The sequence below is a fragment of the Sphingomonas sp. NPDC079357 genome (genome assembly GCF_044901155.1).
Classification (GTDB): Bacteria; Pseudomonadota; Alphaproteobacteria; order Sphingomonadales; family Sphingomonadaceae; genus Sphingomonas.
This window is the reverse complement of the sequence record NZ_JBJDOM010000002.1, coordinates 37791-58143: the sequence shown is the minus strand read 5'-3', so window position 1 is coordinate 58143 and position 20353 is coordinate 37791. Positions and strand designations below refer to the sequence as shown.

General features: G+C 67.3%; 25 protein-coding genes and 1 tRNA gene. 13 read left to right on the top strand and 13 right to left on the bottom strand.

The genetic code is table 11. From position 1 onward, the window contains the following. Positions 1-128: 128 nt before the first annotated feature. The 4 genes from ACI2JO_RS09285 (at position 129) to ACI2JO_RS09270 (ending at position 3502) form a co-directional block, all read left to right on the top strand. Positions 129-767, top strand: a complete 639-nt coding sequence (locus ACI2JO_RS09285; protein ID WP_404720423.1) for a glutathione S-transferase N-terminal domain-containing protein — start codon at positions 129-131, stop codon at positions 765-767. 130 nt (positions 768-897) lie between these two features. Then, positions 898-1383, top strand: coding sequence for a ca2+ sensor protein (locus ACI2JO_RS09280; RefSeq protein ID WP_404720422.1), 486 nt, complete (start codon positions 898-900; stop codon positions 1381-1383). 41 nt (positions 1384-1424) lie between these two features. Then, positions 1425-2147, top strand: coding sequence for a response regulator (locus ACI2JO_RS09275; protein WP_333917260.1), 723 nt, complete (start codon positions 1425-1427; stop codon positions 2145-2147). A gap of 38 nt (positions 2148-2185) precedes the next feature. Beyond that, on the top strand, positions 2186-3502 hold the full coding sequence (locus tag ACI2JO_RS09270) for a sensor histidine kinase (protein ID WP_404720856.1): 1317 nt from the start codon (positions 2186-2188) through the stop codon (positions 3500-3502). Between the two features lie 81 nt (positions 3503-3583). Here ACI2JO_RS09270 and ACI2JO_RS09265 read toward each other — a convergent pair whose 3' ends face one another. The 12 genes from ACI2JO_RS09265 to ACI2JO_RS09210 all read right to left on the bottom strand — a co-directional run bounded on the left by ACI2JO_RS09265 (position 3584) and on the right by ACI2JO_RS09210 (position 13002). After that, on the bottom strand, positions 3584-4396 hold the full coding sequence (locus ACI2JO_RS09265; RefSeq protein WP_404720421.1) for an inositol monophosphatase family protein: 813 nt from the start codon (positions 4394-4396) through the stop codon (positions 3584-3586). A 200-nt stretch (positions 4397-4596) separates the two neighbouring features. After that, on the bottom strand, positions 4597-5160 hold the full coding sequence (gene efp / locus ACI2JO_RS09260) for an elongation factor P (protein WP_022686086.1): 564 nt from the start codon (positions 5158-5160) through the stop codon (positions 4597-4599). Positions 5161-5226: 66 nt separating this feature from the next. Further along, a complete protein-coding gene (locus ACI2JO_RS09255; protein WP_404720420.1) occupies positions 5227-5814 on the bottom strand; it encodes a M23 family metallopeptidase in 588 nt (195 codons plus the stop codon). A 1-nt stretch (position 5815) separates the two neighbouring features. Then, complete coding sequence (locus ACI2JO_RS09250) at positions 5816-6829, bottom strand: L,D-transpeptidase (RefSeq protein ID WP_404720419.1); 1014 nt, start codon at positions 6827-6829, stop codon at positions 5816-5818. 55 nt (positions 6830-6884) lie between these two features. Then, positions 6885-7565 (bottom strand): thiamine phosphate synthase, encoded by a 681-nt coding sequence (gene thiE / locus ACI2JO_RS09245; RefSeq protein WP_404720418.1) that lies wholly within the window; start codon positions 7563-7565, stop codon positions 6885-6887. 260 nt (positions 7566-7825) lie between these two features. Next, positions 7826-8734: a class I fructose-bisphosphate aldolase gene (locus ACI2JO_RS09240; RefSeq protein WP_404720417.1), complete on the bottom strand. Its 909-nt coding sequence runs from the start codon at positions 8732-8734 to the stop codon at positions 7826-7828. A gap of 22 nt (positions 8735-8756) precedes the next feature. After that, complete coding sequence (locus ACI2JO_RS09235; protein WP_404720416.1) at positions 8757-9107, bottom strand: type II toxin-antitoxin system PemK/MazF family toxin; 351 nt, start codon at positions 9105-9107, stop codon at positions 8757-8759. Then, positions 9098-9334, bottom strand: a complete 237-nt coding sequence (locus tag ACI2JO_RS09230) for a ribbon-helix-helix protein, CopG family (protein WP_159755253.1) — start codon at positions 9332-9334, stop codon at positions 9098-9100. Before ACI2JO_RS09230 ends, ACI2JO_RS09235 begins: the two co-directional genes overlap by 10 nt. A 238-nt stretch (positions 9335-9572) precedes the next feature. Next, positions 9573-9959: a hypothetical protein gene (locus ACI2JO_RS09225; protein WP_404720415.1), complete on the bottom strand. Its 387-nt coding sequence runs from the start codon at positions 9957-9959 to the stop codon at positions 9573-9575. Then, positions 9956-11875 (bottom strand): 1-deoxy-D-xylulose-5-phosphate synthase, encoded by a 1920-nt coding sequence (gene dxs, locus ACI2JO_RS09220; protein WP_404720414.1) that lies wholly within the window; start codon positions 11873-11875, stop codon positions 9956-9958. Before dxs ends, ACI2JO_RS09225 begins: the two co-directional genes overlap by 4 nt. A 23-nt stretch (positions 11876-11898) precedes the next feature. Beyond that, positions 11899-12393 (bottom strand): Fur family transcriptional regulator, encoded by a 495-nt coding sequence (locus ACI2JO_RS09215; protein ID WP_404720413.1) that lies wholly within the window; start codon positions 12391-12393, stop codon positions 11899-11901. A gap of 219 nt (positions 12394-12612) precedes the next feature. Beyond that, entirely contained in the window at positions 12613-13002 is a 390-nt protein-coding gene (locus ACI2JO_RS09210) for a MerC domain-containing protein (protein WP_404720412.1), read from the bottom strand. A gap of 97 nt (positions 13003-13099) precedes the next feature. Between ACI2JO_RS09210 and recJ the strand changes: the two genes are divergently transcribed. The 9 genes from recJ (at position 13100) to ACI2JO_RS09165 (ending at position 20024) form a co-directional block, all read left to right on the top strand. Further along, complete coding sequence (recJ, locus tag ACI2JO_RS09205) at positions 13100-14845, top strand: single-stranded-DNA-specific exonuclease RecJ (protein ID WP_404720411.1); 1746 nt, start codon at positions 13100-13102, stop codon at positions 14843-14845. Positions 14846-14904: 59 nt separating this feature from the next. Further along, positions 14905-14979: transfer RNA gene (locus ACI2JO_RS09200), tRNA-Glu, on the top strand. Positions 14980-15064: 85 nt separating this feature from the next. Beyond that, a complete protein-coding gene (locus ACI2JO_RS09195; protein ID WP_404720410.1) occupies positions 15065-16900 on the top strand; it encodes a DUF6538 domain-containing protein in 1836 nt (611 codons plus the stop codon). Position 16901: 1 nt separating this feature from the next. Beyond that, positions 16902-17048, top strand: a complete 147-nt coding sequence (locus ACI2JO_RS09190; RefSeq protein ID WP_404720409.1) for a hypothetical protein — start codon at positions 16902-16904, stop codon at positions 17046-17048. Then, the gene (locus tag ACI2JO_RS09185; RefSeq protein WP_404720408.1) at positions 17045-17500 is read left to right on the top strand and encodes a hypothetical protein; all 456 of its coding nucleotides are present in this window, start codon (positions 17045-17047) and stop codon (positions 17498-17500) included. The genes ACI2JO_RS09190 and ACI2JO_RS09185 overlap by 4 nt, the downstream gene beginning before the upstream one ends. A gap of 56 nt (positions 17501-17556) precedes the next feature. Next, the gene (locus ACI2JO_RS09180; RefSeq protein ID WP_404720407.1) at positions 17557-18246 is read left to right on the top strand and encodes a hypothetical protein; all 690 of its coding nucleotides are present in this window, start codon (positions 17557-17559) and stop codon (positions 18244-18246) included. A gap of 89 nt (positions 18247-18335) precedes the next feature. Further along, positions 18336-18824, top strand: a complete 489-nt coding sequence (locus ACI2JO_RS09175) for a hypothetical protein (protein ID WP_404720406.1) — start codon at positions 18336-18338, stop codon at positions 18822-18824. A gap of 10 nt (positions 18825-18834) precedes the next feature. After that, on the top strand, positions 18835-19398 hold the full coding sequence (locus ACI2JO_RS09170; protein WP_404720405.1) for a hypothetical protein: 564 nt from the start codon (positions 18835-18837) through the stop codon (positions 19396-19398). A gap of 20 nt (positions 19399-19418) precedes the next feature. Beyond that, the gene (locus ACI2JO_RS09165) at positions 19419-20024 is read left to right on the top strand and encodes a hypothetical protein (RefSeq protein ID WP_404720404.1); all 606 of its coding nucleotides are present in this window, start codon (positions 19419-19421) and stop codon (positions 20022-20024) included. 6 nt (positions 20025-20030) lie between these two features. Here the strand turns inward: ACI2JO_RS09165 and ACI2JO_RS09160 are convergent, their stop codons facing one another. Further along, entirely contained in the window at positions 20031-20342 is a 312-nt protein-coding gene (locus ACI2JO_RS09160) for a hypothetical protein (protein ID WP_404720403.1), read from the bottom strand. Positions 20343-20353: the final 11 nt, after the last annotated feature.

Below are 20353 nucleotides of genomic sequence, written 5' to 3'. Positions count from 1 at the left end.
TAATCTTTTGTTGCGGCGCTGCAAGCATGTGTCGCTTTTCAGCATCGTTTCACCGGCTTTTTAGGGAACGGACCGAAACATCAGCGCGATGTGCCAGACACCTGCCGATCGTAGAGGAGCGAAAGACGATGATCGACCTTCATTACTGGCCGACCCCGAACGGACACAAGGTTCTCATCTTCCTTGAGGAAGCCGGCCTCGAATATCGGATCCACCCCGTCAACATCGGCACGGGCGAACAATTCCGGCCCGACTTCCTGAAAATCTCGCCCAACAACCGGATGCCGGCGATCGTCGACAACGACCCCAGCGATGGCGGCGCACCGATCAGCGTGTTCGAGAGTGGCGCGATCCTGCTGTATCTGGCGCACAAGACCAGGCAGTTCGGCGGACGCGATCCGCGCGCGCATGTCGACGTGCTGCAATGGTTGATGTGGCAGATGGGCGGGCTTGGCCCGATGCTGGGGCAGAACCATCATTTCACGCGCTTCGCCCCTGAGAAGGTGCCCTATGCGATCGATCGCTACGTCAAGGAGACGACGCGGCTGTACGGCGTGCTCGACCGCCAGCTCGAAGGGCGGACGTTCGTGACTGGCGAGGACTTCACCGTCGCCGACATGGCGTGTCATCCGTGGATCCTCCCTGACGCGCAGGGACAGGATATCGCCAGCTTCCCCAATGTCGCGCGCTGGCATGCGGCAGTCGCAGCGCGTCCGGCGGTGGCGCGCGCCTACGAGCGCGGGAAGGCGGTCGCGCCGCCAAAGTAACCTGGTGCGCCCGGCGTTGATACAAGTCGCGACAGTTTCACCCGTTGCCCGACATTTTCGCGCGACGCCCCGGCCGCACAAGATGGACGTCGGGGCGCCGGGCGCTCGTTGGGCACGAAGGGGAAAGACGATGAAGACGTGGATCACCGCTGCCGCGCTGGGCGCCGCGATGCTGGGCGGGCTGGGTGCCGCCGGCGTTCAGGCGCAGACCCCGCAGTCCGCGCCGACGCAGGCGCCCGATGGCGATGGCGATGGCAACGGCGTGGTCACACGCGAGGAAGCCGCAGCCGACGCGGACCGGCGGTTTATCGCGATGGACACCAATCATGACGGCAAGCTGACCCGCGACGAACGGCGCGCGTGGCGCGAGCAACGCCGCGGGCCGCCCCCGCGCGAGCGCGGCAACAATGGCCGTCGCGATGTCGATCAGACGCAGGCCGCGTTCCGCGACCATGCGCTCAAGCGCTTCGACCGGATCGACACGAACCGCGACGGTCAGATCGACGCCAAGGAGCGCGACGCGATGATGATGCTGATGCGGTCGCGCCGGATCGGCCATGATCGACCGCACGATGGGCAGATGCCGCCCGCCGGCCCTGCTGCACCCGCCGGCTAAGCCCTTTCCGCATGGCGACGATTGTGTCAGGTGCCGTGACCATGGGCGAGATGCCGCACCTCCTGCTGGTCGACGACGAGCGGTCGATCCGCGAGCCGTTGGCCAGCTATCTGACCAAGCAGGGCTTTCGCGTCACCCAGGCGGGGGACGCGGAAGCGGCGCGCACGCGGCTGGCGGCCTATGCGATCGATCTGATCGTGCTCGACATCATGATGCCGGGCGAGGACGGGCTGTCGCTGTGCCGCCACGTCCGCGCGACCGGCGAAACGCCGGTGATCCTGCTGACCGCGAAGAGCGAGGAAACCGATCGCATCGTCGGGCTGGAGATGGGGGCGGACGATTATGTCGTGAAGCCCTTTTCCCCGCGCGAGCTGGCGGCGCGGATCAAGACCGTGCTGCGGCGTACCGCCGGCGGCGGCGGCGTACGGCATCATGCGCCGGAGAGCGGCTCCTATGCCTTCGCCGGCTGGGTGCTGAAAACCGGCGAGCGCGCGCTGATCGATCGCGAGGGCGTATCGGTGCCGCTGTCGACCGGCGAGTACAACCTCCTGCTCGCACTGGTGCAGCGTCCGCGACAGGTGCTGACGCGCGATCAGTTGCTGGATCTCACACAGGGGCGCGAGGCAGCCGCCTTCGACCGCGCGATCGACAATCAGGTCAGCCGGCTGCGCCGCAAGATCGAACCTGATCCCAAGAACCCGGAGATCATCAAGACGGTGTGGGGCGGCGGCTATGCGCTGTCGACAGACGTGACGCGGCTGTGAAGCTGCGGATGCCATGGCCGCGCAGTCTGGCGGGGCAGATGGCGTTGCTGGTCGCGCTGGCGCTTTTCATGGCGCAGGCGATCAACCTCGCGCTGCTGCTCCGCGAACGCGGTGCGGTGCGGATGGCGCAGATCACACGCCCCGCCGCCTACCGGATCGCCGATGCGCTCGATCAGGAAGCCGGCGGACGCCCGGTGGTCGCCGATCGTGGCCGCGTGCGGCTGGTGCCGCAGAACCCGATCACGCGCGCGATGGTCGCGCAGCCGGCGGTGGCGCGCGAATTGACGAGCCAGCTTGCCGACATGGGCGTGCGCGTCGCGGCGGTCGACGTCGCGATTGCCAAGCCATGGCAATATCGCGTGCCGCTCAGCCGTTTCGAGCGGCGGATGGCGGCGCGGGCGGCGCAGGAGGACGGTCCGCGCGACTCGATCGTCATCGCGGTCAGGCGGACGGACGGGCGCTGGATGGCACTGGCGGGCGGGTTGCCGCGTGAGGACCTGCGGCTGTTCTGGCGGCTGCTCGGGCAGACGCTGATTCTGTATGTCGTTGTGCTGGTGCCGGTGCTGTGGGTGGCGCGGCGTATCTCGCGTCCGCTTCGCGAGCTGGCGGCGGCGGCGCGCGGCTATTCGCCGACAGCGAAGCCCGAGCCGCTCGAAGAGAGTGGCCCGCCCGACGTGCGCGCGGTGATCGCGGCGTTCAACGCGTTGCGGCTGCGCGTCACCGCGATGCTCGATGAAAAAGATCGGATGCTCGGCGCGATCGGGCACGACCTGCGCACCCCGCTGGCCGCGCTGCGCGTGCGGATCGAATCGGTCGAGGACGATCAGGACCGCTTGCGAATGGCGGACACGATCGCAGAGATGAATCGCACGCTCGACGACATCCTGTCGCTGGCGCGGCTGGGGCGCCCGAGCGAGCCGGAAACCGAGGTCGATCTCGCCGCACTGGTCGATGCGGTGGTCGAGGACTTCCGCGATCTGGGCGAGGCGGTGACGTTCGAGGAGGCGGATCGATTGCGGATGCGGCTGCGCCCGTCACTGATCCGGCGTGCGGTGCGCAACCTGATTGAGAATGCGGTGAAATATGCGGGCGCGGCGGAAGTGTCGCTGGCGTCGGATGCGCGGATGGCGTCGATCATGGTCGCGGATCGTGGGCCGGGGATCCCGCCCGAGCGGCTGGATCAGGTGTTCGATCCGTTCTTCCGACTGGAAAGCTCGCGCAACCGGCATACCGGCGGGATCGGGCTGGGCCTCGCGCTGGCGCGGGCAATCATCGAGGAAGCCGGCGGGCGGATCGTGCTGGGTGCGCGCGAGGGCGGCGGGCTGGTGGCAACAATTACCTTGCCGCGGGGATGATCGTAGGTGAACCGTTCGTGCTGAGGAGGCACTGAGCCTGTCAGCCTCTCCTCAGGACGAGCGGAGGTTGCAAAAGCTGCCTTACCGCAGCGCCTGCGCCACCATCTTGTGCAGCTTGTTGTGGAGCGCGTCGTTCGCCGCAAGGAACTCGTTCCGCTCCAGCGCGCGGTCGCCACCACGGAAATCGGTGACATAGCCGCCGGCTTCCTTGACCAGCAGCATCCCCGCCGCGACGTCCCACAGCTTCAGGTCGCTTTCCCAATAGCCGTCGAACCGCCCGGCGGCGACCCATGCAAGGTCAAGCGCCGCCGCGCCGAGCCGGCGGATGCCCGCGACCTGTGGCGCGACCGCGCCAAAGATGCGCGTCCATTGCACGAAATCGCCATGTCCCATGAACGGGATGCCGGTCGCGATCAGCGCCTCGGACGGCTCACGCCGCGACGACACGCGCAACCGCTGGTCCTGCAGCCACGCGCCGCGGCCCTTTTCGGCCCAGAAGCTTTCGTCGGTCAGCGGTTGGTAGACGAGCGCGGTCGTGATCTCGCGCTTGCCGTTCGGCATCGGCTCCTCGACCGCGATCGAGATGCAGAAATGCGGGATGCCGTGCAGGAAGTTCGACGTGCCGTCGAGCGGATCGATGATGAAGCGCGGCTTGTTCGGATCGCCCTCGATCGTCCCGCCTTCTTCCATGACGAAGCCCCAGTCGGGGCGCGCCTTCGACAGTTCGTCGTACAGCGTCCGCTCGCAGCGCTGGTCGGCCTGGCTGACGAAATCGGCCGGCCCCTTGCGGCTGACCTGCAGGTGCTGGACCTCGTTGAAGTCGCGACGCAGCCGCGGCGCGGCCTTGCGTGCCGCGCGCTCGATGACGGTGAACAGACCGGAATGGGATGGCATTTTTCTAACTCCCCCCTCCCTTTCAAGGGAGGGATAATCGGGTCGAAATGCCCCCGGCATTTCTAATCCATGCGGGGCATGGATTACCCGATGATGGGTGGGTAGTGTCCGGGTGGTACGGTTTCCGCTTTGGGTGCGGCTGCCGTATTACGAGCAAGCTACCCACCCCCGGCCCCTCCCTTGAAGGGAGGGGGATAAGTTCAGTCCGCGCGCCGGACGTACGTCTGCTCGTACACGTCCACGACGATCCGCACGCCGCTGGCGATATGCGGCGGCACCATCACGCGCACCCCATTGTCGAGGATCGCGGGCTTGTAGCTCGACGAGGCGGTCTGCCCCTTCACCACCGCATCGGCCTCGACGATCGTCGCCTCGATCGTGTCGGGCAGCTGCACACTGATCGGCTCTTCGTCATGGAGTTCCATGACGACATCCATGCCGTCCTGCAGGAAGGCGGCGGCGTCGCCGAGCAGGTCGCGCGGCAGCGTCACCTGATCGTAGGTTTCCTTGTCCATGAAAACCAGCCCGTCGCCTTCGGCGAACAGGAACTGGAAGTCCTTGGTGTCGAGGCGGACGCGCTCGACCGTCTCGGCGGAGCGGAAGCGGACGTTGTTCTTGCGGCCGTCGCGCAGGTTCTTCAACTCGACCTGCATGTACGCGCCGCCCTTGCCGGGTTGCGTGTGCTGGATCTTGACCGCGCGCCAGATGCCGCCTTCGTACTCGATGATATTGCCGGGACGGATGTCCACGCCGCTGATCTTCATGGGGCTTCGCCTGTGTAAAAAGAGCCGCGGCGCCGGCGGTAATCCGCGGGCGCCGATTGCGGCGGCTTAGCGCTTGGCGCGCAGTTCGGCAAGAAGCGGAAAGGGATCCACCGCTTCGCCCTCTGACCAGCCCTGTGCCGGCGTGGTGCGCAACACCGAGAAATGCAGGTGCGGCGCGGCGGCGTCGGCGTTGCCGGTCGCGCCGACCGTCGCGATCGGCTCGCCGCGCCGGATCACTTGCCCCTCGGTCAGCCCGTCGCGATAGCCGTCGAGATGCGCGTAATAGTACATGGTCGCGCCGTCGGTCGAGCGGATGTAGATCGTGCGGCCGCCTGCCGCGCTGTCGAACAATTTGTCGACGCGACCATCGGCGGCGGCGAGCACCGGCGTGCCGCGCGGTGCCATGATGTCGATCGCCTCGTGATGACGCGCGCCGCCGTCACGCGGCTGGCCGAAGGTGTCGACCAACGCGTCGCGGGTCACGCCTGCTACCGGCACCAGCAACTGCCCGCCGCCCGCCGCCGGCGGAGCGGATGCGTCTGGCAACGAGGTTGGCGTGGCGACCGGCGCGCGCGAACCGATCGACACCATCGACGCGAACCCCGCCCCAAGCAGCAGGATGATCGCGAGGATCGACCAGCCGAGCTTCGTCATGTCAGGCCTGGAACAGCACCGGGGTTCCCCCCTTCACCATCAACGCGACGCGTGCCGCATCCCAGTTGGTCAGGCGGACGCAACCGTTCGACTGCGCGCGGCCAATCTGCTCGGGCTCGCTGGTACCGTGGATGCCGTAATGTTCCTTGCTCAGGTCGATCCACACGACGCCGACCGGATTGTTCGGGCCAGGCGGGATGATCTGCGCCTGCTTGCTGTCGGGGACGCCCTTGAGGATCTTCGGGTTCATCTTCCAGTCGGGATTGGGCGAGACGTGCAGCACCTTCCAGTTGCCGAGCGGCAGCGGGTCACGCGACGAGCCGATCGTCGCAGTATATTGCGCGACCAGATGCCCGTTGCCGTCGAGGACGCGCAGAATGCCGTCCGACTTGTCGACGACGATCTTCGCGGCCTTCGGCACCGCCGCCTCGACGTTGAGCGAGGCAAGCGTCGCGCGCCATGCCGGAGTCGCGTCGGCCGGATAGGCGCGCGAGGTCGGAAAGGTGTTGGGCACGGTAATCTTGGAGCCGACCCCGATCGTGGTGACGCCGGGGTTCAGCTCGGCGAGCACCTTGGGCGTGGTGTGGAATCGCTCGGCGAGCTTTTCGAGCGGACGGCTGTAGGCCATCGCCGGCAGCTTCGCCTTCTCCGCGTAGTCATCCGGCATCTGCGGCACATAAGGGCCACGCATCGCGGCAGCGTCGAGCGTCACCTGCATCGTCGGCTGGACGTTGCCGAAGCGGCGCAATGCGTCGAGCGTGGCGGTATCGGGTTTGCCGGTCACGCGCAGGCCGCGGCTTTCCTGAAAGCCTTTCAGCGCGTTGGTCAGCGACTGGCCGCCGCGCCCGTCGATGACGCCGGGGCCGAAGCCGAGCTTGTCGAGCACGACCTGCATCCGCAACACCGCCGGGTCGAGCGGCGGAGTCGCGCCGTTCTGCGCCGGGGCGGCGGCGGTGAGCGTCAGGGCGATCGCGCTCGCAAGAGCTGGGACGACGACGGGGGCGATACGCTTCACGGGCACCTCTCGTATTTCGATGCCGTAACAACGCATGTTGGGGCGTGCGGGTCCGTCAGCCCTTCAACACCGCGTCGAAGGCGCGGATCGCCGCCGCCTCTTCCCCGCCCCACACCGCATGGCTGGCGGCAATGAAGTCCGCGCCGGCGGCGATCAGCGGCGCGGCATTCTCGGGGGTGATCCCGCCGATCGCGACCGAGGGCAGCTCGAACAGTGCGTGCCACCACGACAGGATCACCGGCTCCGGACGATGCTTCACGTCCTTGGTCGTGGTCGGATAGAAGCTGCCGAACGCGACATAATCCGCGCCCGCCTCTCCGGCCTCCATCGCGAGGTGGCGGCTGTCGTGACAGGTGACGCCGATCTGCACCGACGGACCGAGTGCGTCACGCGCCTCGCGCGCATCGCCGTCCTCCTGCCCGAGATGCACGCCGTCCGCGCCGAGCCGCTTGGCGAGGCTGACCGAATCGTTGACGATGAACGCCACCTCGCGGTCGGCGCAGATGCGCTGGAGCGGCTCGGCGAGGCGGGCGGCGGTGTGCTGGTCCACGTCCTTGACGCGGAACTGGAAGGCGGCGACCGGGCCGGCGTCAAGCGCGTTCTTCAGGCGATCGGGAAAGCCGCCGGTCACGTCGAGCGGCGAGATCAGGTACAGCTGGCAGGGCGGACGGCGATCGTCGCGCTTGAAGTTGGCGCCGAAATCGGGATCGAGCGGGCCGAGCGGATCTTCAGTCATGGGGGGCGCGTAGCGGGTTTGGCGGGGTGGTGGAAGGCATAAGCCCTCTCCCCTCCGGGGAGTTCCGGGTCGAATGTGCCCCCGGCACATTCTCGACATCGCGGGGGCGATGTCGACCCGGAACTGATTGGGTGAGGGGCTGCCGCGGGCAATCCGGTTTGTTGGGGCGGCCTCCACTCCTCGCGCTCGCCGCGAGCGCACAGTGCCTCACTGCCCCTCACCCCGGCCCTCTCCCCGCAGGGGAGAGGGAGTGAGTCGCCTTATGCCTCGCCCTTGTAGATCGACACCAGCTTGTCGAGCATCGCCAGCGCCTCGCCACGCTCACGCTGGAAGGTGTTGCGGCCGATGATCGAGCCGTTGCCGCCGCCCGCGAGGATATCGCGCGCGTCCTGGTAGACCGCGTCGGTGCCCTTGGCCGCGCCGCCCGAGAAGACGACGATCCGGCGACCCGCGAAGCTCGACTGGACGACGTGGCGGACGCGATCGGCCTGGTCCGACCAGTCGATGCCCTCGTAGCTCTTCTGCGCCTCGGGCTGTTCGATGTGCGCGCTTGGCAGCTTCACCTTGATGATGTGTGCGCCGAGCAGCGCCGCCATGTGCGCGGCGTAGGCACCGACGTCGAGTGCAAGTTCGCCGTCCTTGCTGAGCTTGCCGCCGCGCGGATAGCTCCAGATGACGGTCGCGAGCCCCGCCGCCGCCGCTTCCTCGCGCAGCGCGCGGATCTGCTCCATCGAAGCGAAGATGTCGTCGGCGCCCGGATAGATGGTGAAGCCGATCGCCGCGCAACCGAGCCGCAGCGCGTCCTCGACGCTGCCGGTCTGCGCCTGCGCGATCTGCGTCGCCCAGCTGTTCGAGCTGTTGACCTTCAGGATCGTCGGGATCTGCCCCGCGAACGTATCCGCCCCCGCCTCGAGCGCGCCGAGCGGCGCGGCATAGGCCGACAGACCGGCGTCGATCGCGAGCTGGTAGTGGTAATGCGGGTCATAGGCCGGCGGGTTGACCGCGAAGCTGCGCGCCGGGCCGTGCTCGAAGCCCTGATCGACCGGCAGGATGATGAGCTTGCCGGTGCCGCCCAGCTTCCCCTGCATCAGGATGCGCGCCAGATTGGCCTTCACCGCCGGACTGGTGGCTTCGTACTTGTCCAGAATCGACTTCACGATCGGCGTCATGGTTTCTTCCTGTCCTGTTGAGTTACAAAGCGAGCCAGCGGCGCAGCGCCTGATCGACCTGCTCCATGCGGGTGGCGGAGGCATGGCCGATCGCCTTGACGATGCGGTGACGGCGGATGCTGGTGATCCGGTCGACCTGCACCTCGCACTCGACAGTGAGGCCGGTATGTTCCTGCGGTGAGATCGTGACCCGGAACAGCACCTCGCCTCCGACCACGGTCGTCAGCGGGCAGAGCGTAACGGTGGCGTGGCTGTCGTTGAACAGATCGGCCTGCACCACGACGCAGGCGCGCGGGCCGCCGCTGGCGCCATCGGGCGCATCGACCAGCACGATTGCGCCGTGGCGGATGTCGGGCGCGTCACTCACCGCCATGCCGCATCCTCGCGCTCGGCCTGCTCCCAGAAGGCGTAATCCTCCTGCGTGTCGCGACGCGAGGCACGTTGCGACTGGCGACGCGCCTCGCGACGGAACGCCTCGTCGTGGAGTTCGACGTAGCGCCGCACGGCTTCACGCGCGATATCGCTCTTGCTGCGCCCCTGCGTGCGCGCAACATTGGCGAGCCGTTCTTCGAGTTCCGTATCGAGCCTGACGCCGAGCACCTGCCCCTCCGTTTAACACGTTCAACGTAGGGATTGTCTGATGATTGCGCAAGCGGGTTTATGGTCGCGGGTGCAGGATGGTGGGTTGCCACCTGATTGCCGTAACATTCAGGTTTATAGAGAGGCATGTTCTCGGGCACGCGCTTCGACAGGCCCGGCACGAACCGGGGCAAGCGGACATCGTTGCGAGCGTAGCGAAGCAATCCAGCGCCGGATCAGGACGTCCTGAATTGCTTCGCTACGCTCGCAATGACGAAAGGTGACGCACCACCGCCGCAACGTCCGGCAGGTCCGGCAGCGCGGGACCCGGCCGCGGCAAGCCTGCCCTGGCCGCCGCGTCCGTGACGAGATCGTCCACCTCGCTGCGGTCCATCTTGAGGAAACGCCGCAGCGTGTCCTCGGGGCGCGGCACCACCCCCTCCCCATACCATGGCGCAATCGCCGCGCGCACTGCGGGCGCAAGGTGCGCGTCAAGGTCGGCGAACACCGCGTCGAAGTCGTCGGCGGTCCAGGCCGCGCGCGCCGCGACCGCGCCGCGGACGCGCCGCACCATCGTCCAGTTCACCCACAACATGCCGATGACGTAGAACGCCGTCAGCGCGGCGACCTTCTGCCAGCCGGTCACGCGCGCGCGATGACGCCCGCTTCGTTGTAGCGCAGCGCCTTCAACACCGTATCGACGATCGCATCGGCGTCGAGCCGCGCCTGCGCATATTGCACCTCGGGCTTGTCCTGATCCTGGAACAGATCGGGCAGCCGCATCGTGCGGATGCGCAGACCCGCGTCGGTCAGCCCCTCGTCCGAGGCCATCGTCAGCACATGCGCGCCGAGCCCGCCGATCGCATTCTCCTCGATCGTGATTGCCACCTCGTGCGAGGTGAGCAGGCGGCGGATCAGCGCCTCGTCGAGCGGCTTGGCGAAGCGCAGGTCGGCGACCGTCGTGCTCAGCCCCTTGGCATCAAGCGTGTCGGCGGCCTTGAGCGCCTCGGTCAGCCGCGTGCCGAGCGACAGGATCGCGACCTTCTTGCCCTCGCGAACGATCCGACCCTTGCCGATCTCCAGCGCCTTCGGCGTCTCGGGCAGCGCGACGCCGGTGCCGTTGCCGCGCGGATAGCGGACGGCGATCGGCCCCGAGTCATGCTCGACGCACGTCTGCACCATATGGACCAGCTCGGCCTCATCGGCCGCCGCCATCACGACGAAATTCGGGAGCGTCGCCAGATAGGTGACATCGAAGCTGCCCGCATGGGTCGCGCCGTCCGCGCCGACCAGCCCGGCGCGGTCGATTCCGAAGCGCACCGGCAAATTCTGAATCGCGACGTCATGCACGACCTGATCGTAGGCGCGCTGCAGGAAGGTCGAATAGATAGCGCAGAACGGCCGCATCCCCTGCGCGGCCAGTCCGGCGGCGAAGGTGACGGCGTGCTGCTCGGCAATGCCGACGTCGAAGAAGCGTTCGGGATGTGTCGCGGCAAATTTGTCGAGCCCGGTGCCCGACGGCATCGCCGCGGTGATCGCGCAGATCCGATCGTCCTGGTCGGCGGCGGCGCTCAGCGCCTCGCCGAAGACGTTCTGATAGGCCGGCGGTCCCGGCGGTGCCTTGGCCTGCGCGCCGGTGATGACGTCGAACTTCTGGACGCCGTGGTATTTGTCGGCGGCGTTCTCGGCCGGGGCATAGCCCTTGCCCTTTTTGGTCACGACATGGACGAGGATCGGTCCTTCCTCGGCATCGCGGACATTTTCGAGCACCGGGATCAGATGGTCGAGATTATGGCCGTCGATCGGGCCGACATAATAAAAGCCCAGTTCCTCGAAGAGCGTGCCGCCCATCGTCATCCCGCGCGCATATTCGTCGGTCTTGCGCGCCGCAGACTGGAAGCGGCGTGGCAGCCGCTTGGCGACGCGTTTCATCACCTCGCGCACGCCGAGAAACTCACGGCTCGACACCATTCGCGACAGATAGGCCGACAGCCCGCCCACCGGCGGCGCGATCGACATGTCGTTGTCGTTGAGGATCACGACCAGCCGGTTGCCCGCCGCCTCGGCGTTGTTCATCGCCTCATAGGCCATGCCCGCCGACATCGCGCCGTCGCCGATCACCGCAATGCCCTTGCCCGGCTTGTCGGCGAGCTTGCTGGCGGTCGCAAACCCGAGCGCGGCGGAGATCGAGGTCGAGCTATGCGCCGCACCGAACGGGTCGTATTCGCTCTCGCTGCGCTTGGTGAAGCCCGACAGTCCCCCGCCCTGCCGCAGCGTGCGGATGCGGTCGCGCCGCCCGGTCAGGATCTTGTGCGGATAGCATTGGTGGCCGACGTCCCAGATCAGACGGTCGGTGGGCGTATCGAAGACGTAGTGGATCGCGACGGTCAGCTCGACCACGCCCAGCCCCGAGCCAAGATGGCCACCCGTGACGCCGACCGCCGAGATCGTTTCCTGACGCAATTCGTCGGCAAGCTGGCGAAGCTGTTCCGGCTTCAGTCGGCGGAGATCGGCGGGCGTATCGACGGTGTCGAGCAACGGCGTGTTCGGGACTTCAACCATCTGACCCGAATAGCTGAGCAGGATCAGTGTGTCGATTGCCCGCTTTGCGCGCGTGCCGCCCCGGCACAATCGGCGCAGCGGCCGCGCACCTCGATCACCGGCCGCGCTGCCTCGAACCCGGCGGCACTGGCGGCGGCGCGCAACCCGCCGGTCAGCGAGTCGTCGTCGAAATGCGTCGTGTTCCCGCAACCGTCGCAGACGAGGAAGATGCAATCGTGCCGGCAGCCGGGATGCGCGTTGGCGACATAGGCGTTGGCGCTCTCGACGCGCAGCGCGAGGTTGGCGGAGACGAACAGATCGAGGATGCGATAGATGCTGTTGGCCGCGATCCGCCGCCCCTCGCTGCGCGACAGCGCCTCCGCGATGTCATAGGCGGAGGCGGGCTTGGTGAAGCCCGACAGTGCGGCATAGACGTTGGCACGCATCGCGGTCCATTGCTCGCCCGAACGCTCCAGCGTCGCCTGCGCCGCGGCGAGCAGATCGTCGCCGTGCGGTTCGTGATGTGCATGTCGGGCCATGAACGTGATCTAGGCGTCGCGCCGTGCCGCGGCAAGTTTGAGCGCGGCGAGACGCTCGTGGGACATATTCCTTGAACCGTCATCGCGAACTTGATCCGGGATCACCCCTCTGCCCCGGCCGCAAAAAAGTGGGGTCCCCGATCAAGTCCGCGGCGATGAAGGAAAGTTATCCCGGATAGAATGGTGGCCTGTCCGAGATACCGTGACCGTCGACCGGCCTCAGCGATGCGTGTGCCGGTTGAGCGCGTGTCCGGCGGCAAGCACCGCGACACCGACGATCGTCAGCGCCGATTCGACCAGATGTCCGCCGGCATGCGCGACGAACAGCGCCGCCATCATCAACGACAATCCGGTCGCGCCGAGCACGATGGGCAGAACGCGACGATGCGCGACGATCCCGCGTCCGAACGCGACGCAGCCCAGCGCAATCGCCAGCACCAGCCCGGTTTCGTGAATTACCGGGCTGCCAAGAACACCGCCCGCCGTCGACAAAGCCGCGACGAGGATCGCGGTTGCCAAGCAATGCACGACGCACGCCGCGGACAGCCACATCGCGACGCGGTCGAGCCGACCGATCTTGCTGTCGTTGCTGAGGTCGCGGGCCATCATGTCGCCGACTTAGGCCCATCGGCGCGATGCTACAATATCTCATCCCGCATTTTCTTGCCGCGTGACGGGACGCAGCCGGTCGGTTAGAGCGCACCGGATGCGTCACGTACTCGATGTCGAGCGCTCGATCCTCGGCCAGCCCTGGCGCTGGCGTGCGCTGGCCGCCGACCAGCGCGACGGGTTCGTACCCGACGATCTGCTCACCCAATTGCTGCTCGCGCGCGGTTGCCCGCGCGAGGCGCTCGACGCGCACAAACTGCCGTCGATCCGCGGCTTCATGCCCGACCCGTCGATCTTCCGCGACATGGACACCGCCGCCGCGCGGCTCGCCGATGCGGTGGAGCGCGGCGAGTCGATCGCGATCTTCGGCGATTACGATGTCGATGGCGCGACCTCGTCAGCGCTGCTGGTGCTGTTGCTGCGGCAACTAGGTCGCGAGGCGCGCGTCTACATCCCGGATCGGCTGACCGAAGGCTATGGCCCCAATGCCGCCGCGCTGACGCGGCTCGCCGAGGAAGGCGCGACGCTGATCGTCACCGTCGATTGCGGCGCGCAGGCGTTCGAGGCGCTGGAGGCGGCACGCTGCGACGTGATCGTCGCGGACCACCACCAATGCGCGACGCAACTGCCGCGCGCGGTCGCGGTCGTGAACCCCAATCGCCGCGACGAGGGCGACGGCGCGGCGCACGGTCATCTCGCCGCGGTCGGGGTCTGCTTCCTGCTCGGCGCGGCGCTGCTGCGCACGTTGCGGGCGCGCGGCTATTTCGCCGGGCGCGCCGAGCCGAAGCTGCTTGATCTGCTCGATCTGGTCGCGCTGGGCACGGTCGCGGATGTCGCGCAATTGCGCGGGCTCAACCGCGCGTTCGTCGCGCAGGGGATCAAGGTGATGGCGCAGCGCCGCAACGTCGGGCTGGCCGCGCTGGCCGAGGCCGCACGGCTGACCCGCGCGCCGACCGCCAGCGATCTCGGCTTCGCGCTCGGGCCGCGCATCAATGCCGGCGGACGCGTCGGGCGCGCCGATCTCGGCGTGCGGCTGCTCACCACCACCGACCCGGTCGAGGCGCGCGCGATCGCCACCGAACTGGACCGGCTCAACGAGGAACGCCGCGCGATCGAGGCGATGGTGCAGGAGGGCGCGGAGGCGATGCTGTGCCACGACCGCGCGGTGTGCGTCGTCGCGGGCGCGGGCTGGCACCCCGGCGTGATCGGGATCGTCGCCGGTCGACTCAAGGAAAAGCTCGGCCGCCCCGCGATCGTGATCGCGCTCGATGAGGAGGGGATCGGCAAGGGCTCGGGCCGCTCGATCACCGGGGTCGATCTCGGCGCGGCGGTGCTGGCGGCGCGCGAACAGGGCTTGCTGATCGCGGGCGGCGGGCATGCGATGGCGGCGGGGCTGACGATCGCCGCCGATCAGGTGGGCGCCTTCGCCGATTGGCTCGATGCACGTCTGGCCGGTCCGGTCGCGGAGGCGATGGCGGCACGCGCCTTGCTGTTCGATTCGGTCGTCGCGCCCGGCGGCGTGACGCCATCACTGGTCGACGCGCTGGAGGCCGGCGGGCCGTACGGCACCGGCTGGCCCGCGCCGCGCGTCGCGGTCGGCCCGGTGCGCGCGGTCAAGGTCGACGTGGTCGGCAACGGCCATGTCCGCGCAATCGTCGCCGGCGACGACGGTCGCAGCCTCAAGGCGATGGCGTTCCGCGCCGCCGACACCGCATTGGGACAGGCCTTGCTCGCGGCCGGGCCGACGCGTCGGCTGTGGCTGGCAGGCCGCGCCAAGCGCGACGACTGGAGCGGCCGCGACGTGGCCGAGCTGCACCTCGACGACGCCGCCTGGGCAAATTGATCGCGCGAGACGCTTGACCGCCCGACACAATCCGCCTAGGCGGCTCGGCACCGCAGCACGGCCCCTTCGTCTAGCGGTTAGGACGCGGCCCTTTCACGGCTGAAGCACGGGTTCGATTCCCGTAGGGGTCACCAGCGCCGTCTAAGCGACGGATTTGGCGGTTTCCCGTTCGTTTACGTCCCGGTGGGTACACCTGATGGGTACACCGGAGACGAACGGATGGCAAAAACGAAGGGGCTGTGGCAGGATCCGCGCAGCGGCATCTACTATCTCAGGCGCAAGATCCCGGAGGCACTCAGGCCTTCATTCGCCTGCGGCGACTTCTACAAGGTGTCGCTCGGCACCGGCGACCTGCGGGACGCGGAGAAGCGCTTCGCGGTCGCGAACGGCGAGTATGAGCGCAAGCTCGCCACCTTTCGAGAGGCGCTGACACGGGGCGGCGAAGGCCGGCTCACGCCTGAGCAGGCATCAGCGTTGGTGACCCGACACCTGACTTCCCGCTCGCCGGCGGGCTTCGCTTCCGGTGGAACACAAGTCGCGTTCATCCTGTTCGAGCTCGACAAGGCAGTCGCGGATCTCGCAGGCGCGCACCTGCCGACCGCTCAGTCGATGTCGGCGGAGGACTGGGCTGCCTACCGCAGGCGGATGGCGGGGAGCGACACCGACGACGAGCTCTCAGACGAAGCGCTAGCTCGAATTCAGGCAGATCATGATGCCCGCCACGCACCACCCGGCGAAGCGTGGTTCGCCTTTCAGAAGCGGGTGCCCCGGCGACGCTGGCGCCCGCTGCTGACCGAGCCCGTCGCCGCGCTGAAGCGCCAGCTCGGTTTGACCGAAGGTGACGTGCCGGGCATCGACGAGCCGTTGGCTGACGCGCTCGCCGAAGCGCTGCGTTCGCCAGAAATGCGCCAACAGCTGCCGCAGGCACCGTCCGTCCGCCGTCGCAATCAGACCACCCGTGCTAGGCCGGACATGAAGCTCGCTGCCCTCGCGGGGCGCTGGCAGGCCGCTCGTTCGCCCACGCCCAAGGCAATCGCGGCGGCGGCCAAGGCGATCGAATATTTCATCAGCTACATCGGCGATGTCGGCATCGGTGAGATCACGGCTGACGATTGTTTCGAGTATCGCGACGCCCTGGAGGTCATGCCCGCCAGCATGCCCAGAGCGCAGCGGAGGCTCCCCTTTGCCGACCTGGTGACGCTGTACGAGAGCCGCACCGACGTTGTGCGCGTGAAGCCCGCGTCGGTGAAGAAGTATCTCGGCGCCATCCAGGCGCTGCTCGGGTTCGCGTTCCAGGAGCGCTTCATCCCCGCCAACGTCGCCGCCGGCATCAAGGTCGAGGGGCACAGCAAGAAGAGCAACCGACGTCCGTTCACCAGAGCCGAGCTCACCAGCCTGTTCGCCGACCCGCTGTTCACCCGCGCGTGGTCGCTCAGCGAGAGCCGGTCGTCAGTATCCGACACGACGCTGCGCTGGCTGTTCTTTCTAGGGCTGTGCACCGGCGGACGCATCGAGGAGCTCGGGCAAATCCTGGTACCGGATGTGCAGCAGGCGGATGGCGTCTGGTATATCGACGTCACTACCTACATCTCCGAAGACGTGGCCGAGGCTGACCCGGAGCTGGCGAAGCGGACCAAGACCGACTCGTCGACGCGCGTCATTCCGCTGCACCCGAAGCTGATCGAACTCGGCTTCGTCAATCACGTCCTGGCGCTCTACCAAGCGGGGTTCGTCAAACTGTTCGGCGATCTCAGGCCCGACAGCCTGCAGGTTCAGACCAAGGAAGCGAGCCGACGGGCCAACCGCGTCATCGACAAGGCGGTGAGCCGCGATCGGCGAATCGTGTTCCACAGCTTTCGTCACACATTCAAGGACCTTTGCCGCGATGCTGAGATCCCGAAGGACGTCCACGACCAGATGATGGGCCACGCGCCTGCCGATGTCGGCGGAGGCTACGGCCTGGGACGCGCGGTTGCCAGCCTCGCAGCGCACATGAAGACCATCGACCTCGACTTCATCGACTGGTCCGCGATCCTTGCTGCCAGCAAGGTCTGAGATGAACGACATCCGCATGTCCTCTGCCCCGGGCCGTCCCTGCGGCCAGTTCGTGAATGTCGCCCGCTTCAAGCGCGAGAACGCGGCCGTGAGAAGCAGTTGTCGCAGCATTGATCGCGTTTCGCTCGACGAGCATGTCGGACCGTGACCAAGCGCTCCGTATCCGACCCGCTGCTGGCGCTGCTTCAACAAGCAGGGCTAGCCCCGGAGGACATCGACAAGGCGCTCGACCGCCAGGCGGCTCGCTGGACACATACGCTCCTGCGGCACGGCCATCCTTACGTCCGCCGCCTGCGGACAAGCACCGGCTTCAATGCGGTGGGGATCTCCCGCAGGTACCGCCGGCTCCTGATCGACATCGAGCAGCGGGGGTCTGACGGAGGGTTGCTCTGGCACTATCGCGAGTTTGGACGCGCCAATTGCCTGTTCCGGTGCAAGGGCGCCATACCCGACACGACTCTCACAGCGCTGCCCGGCAGATTGCTGGGCAACCTGATCCAGCCCTATCCCGCGCTGTCGGCGGCAACGATCCACGATGCGGTCGCTACCCGTGACGCTTGGATCGAGCTGACCGTAGAGCCGGGCTGGCAAGTCTTCTGAACATCACGGCGGCGTCCGCCCTTTCGCGCGCCCTCTCGACAGCCTAGCAGCGGGCCATGTCCGACTCGATCGTTGAACGCCTGGGTTCGGTTCACCTCGAGGACATGGCGATCATCGCGCTGACCGGATGCGCGGTCGAGCCCCTGCAGCTATACCCCGAGCTCGGCGACGACCGTCGTGCCCGGCTGCGCTCGCGCATCAAGCAGGTCAGCCGCCACGACTGGCCGGCAAACACCAGCGAAGACCCGCTGATACGTCGCGGCTATACGTTACGCCAGTGTTGCCGTCTGATAGTGGCGCTCATGCTGATCGACGCCCACTTGGCACCGAGCCATGCCATCGCGCTCGCCAAAGCCAACGAACCTGCGCTGCTCAGGCTGATGGTCGCGCGAATGGAAGCGCATGGAGCGGCGAACAAGAGCACCGCGAAGAATGATCGCGTCGCTGTCGTGCTGCTGGGCGAACTTGCGGAATTGGTGGCGGAGAGACTGTGGCGCAACGTCGAGTCGAACCGCGTTCGCCTGATCGACCGCAGCCAGCTAGCGGACCTCTGGTCGACCAAGGACCTTCCCTATCTTGGACAGCGCCTGCCGCTCGACGTTGGTACCGCTGCTGCGGCCGTATGGCGCTGGATGATGGAACGGCGGCTCATGACGGGCGCTGCGCTCGACCAGCTTGCGCGGCAACTCGATCGGGAGGCTGGACCCGAATACCTCCCGGTCTTGGGCACCGTGCGGAGAAGGTGAAACCTTCTCGGAGACACACGTCTCCGACTACTTGACCTGCCTTCTTTCTGGCTGCTACACACCACGGTGTTCTCGTGGAGCGTACCGCCATGTCGACCGCCGTTGCCCTCGCCCAAGTTCGCCCCTGGGGTGCTTCGCTCCAGCCCGTCACGGTGGGACGCGCACACGTCGTACTGCAGGCGCCCGACGGGCGGCTGTGGGACAGCGTGCGCGACGCGTTCTGGGGCCAACACCTCGACATGTGCATGTGCGAGGACCAGACCGACCAGCTCGAACTGATGCGCGCGACCTTGAAGTGCGTCGCCGAAGAGATGCACCGCATCGACCCTGATGGGATGATCGACCACCTATTCGGCGGGAGCGAGCTCTTCTTCCGCCACTACCTGCTCGACCTGTCCAACCGCGACATGCTCGAGCACACCGGCACGGTGTTCAAGCATGCCCGGCTGTCCGCCTTTGGCTGGTCGGTGCTCGCCATGCTCGAAGCAACCAAGCCGGTCATCGTCGACCAGGCCACCTCCACCCAGCAGCGCTCCGTCGCCATCCAGCGCGGCGAGCAGCGCGTCCTCGCCAACTAGGAGTACACCTATGCCCATCGAGTTCGTCTCCGATCCCACCACGACCTCCATCCCGGGCAGCACGCTGTTCGAGCGCATGCGGCGGGTCAGCCAGATGCCCGCGCAAGACGAGCGGAGCCTCGTCACTATCGACATCACCGCTTCGCCCGCGTCCGACAAGGTGCGGTTCGACCGCGCCGATGTGGAGGGCAAGCCGGGCGTGATCATGGAGGAGCGTGGAGTCGACGGGGTCTGGCGCGAGAGCTGGTCGTGGGCTGCCCAGTCGATGGATGCCCGCGAGGGGATGGTTGGCTGGCTCAACACGCAGGGGCACCGCTGGGATCGGTTCGCCCGCATGCTCCACCGCCGCGGCCCGGAAGAGCTCACCGCCTGGATCTTCGAGCTGATGGTCGTGCCGTCGACCGCCGACGCACGGCCGCCGCGGTTCGAGCCGCAGCAGTGGACGACGATCGACCAGTATGACGTGCCCCGGTTCCTACAGCGCCACCGGTCCGCGGCAGCCCAGCGGGCTCGGCCGATGCTGGACGATTGCGCGTGCCGCCCGTCGGGCGTGCAGCACAGCCGCAACTTCTAGAGCCCGGCATACCCGACCCGATGTACAACGACCCGAACTGGTTCTTCACCGACGAACCCACGGTCATGTGGGGTCGTCAGCTCGAGTATCGCGAGGTGAAAGACGGACTTGATGTCGTGATCACGCCTGACGATCGGCGGTTCACGACGCTGAGGCGCGCGTTCGCCTTGTACCGGGTCGGGACCGGCGAGCGCGGACCTGGCGACGAGCAGCTGGAGGTCATGCGCCGCACTCTCTCCTGGCTGCACTGCGGCCGCTACGAGCAGCCGGTCGTCGAAGCAGGCGCGAAGTGCCCTGCCTCGGCACGCACGACCAAGGTCAACGATCTGCGGGTGATCTGCGACGTCTTCGGCGGCTCGCGGGCGCTGTTCGAGCACTACCTCCTGCACCTCGAGATCCTGCGGCTCACCACCGTGATCTCGGACGGCACCTACGGGCTTACCCGCGAAGGCCAGTCCGCGCTCATCATGCTCGAGCTGACCCGCCGCAACTCCAAGGCACGGACTTGGGTCGGCTGGCTGGAGTTGCTCCACAGCAGGGGCCAGTGGATCAGCGTCGACCCGAACCGCTGGGCGCAGGGCATGATCGCGCTCCAGCCCGACGACCTGGACGATGGCGACGACTAGCGAGGATCAGTTGAAGAGGTTCGCGATCCGGTGCGCCCGGATTGCGATGCTCGGGAACAGGCTGGTGAACTCGGTGCTGCGGATGGCGGCCCTGAGGCTGGTGCGCATCAGACGGCGCTCACGCCGCGTCGTCCGATCCCAGGTCGCGGCGCGGCTGCGAGTGCCGGCATCGGCTCCGCGACTTACAAGCGCGCGGCACGCGCGACGGCTCGACAGCACGATTAAGACGCCGATGATCGTAGCGATGGCTTCGGCAAGCAACCGCGGCAGCAAGCGGCAGGCAGCATAGCCGATTACGATCGTAAGCAGGGACAGCATCGAAGGCTCCT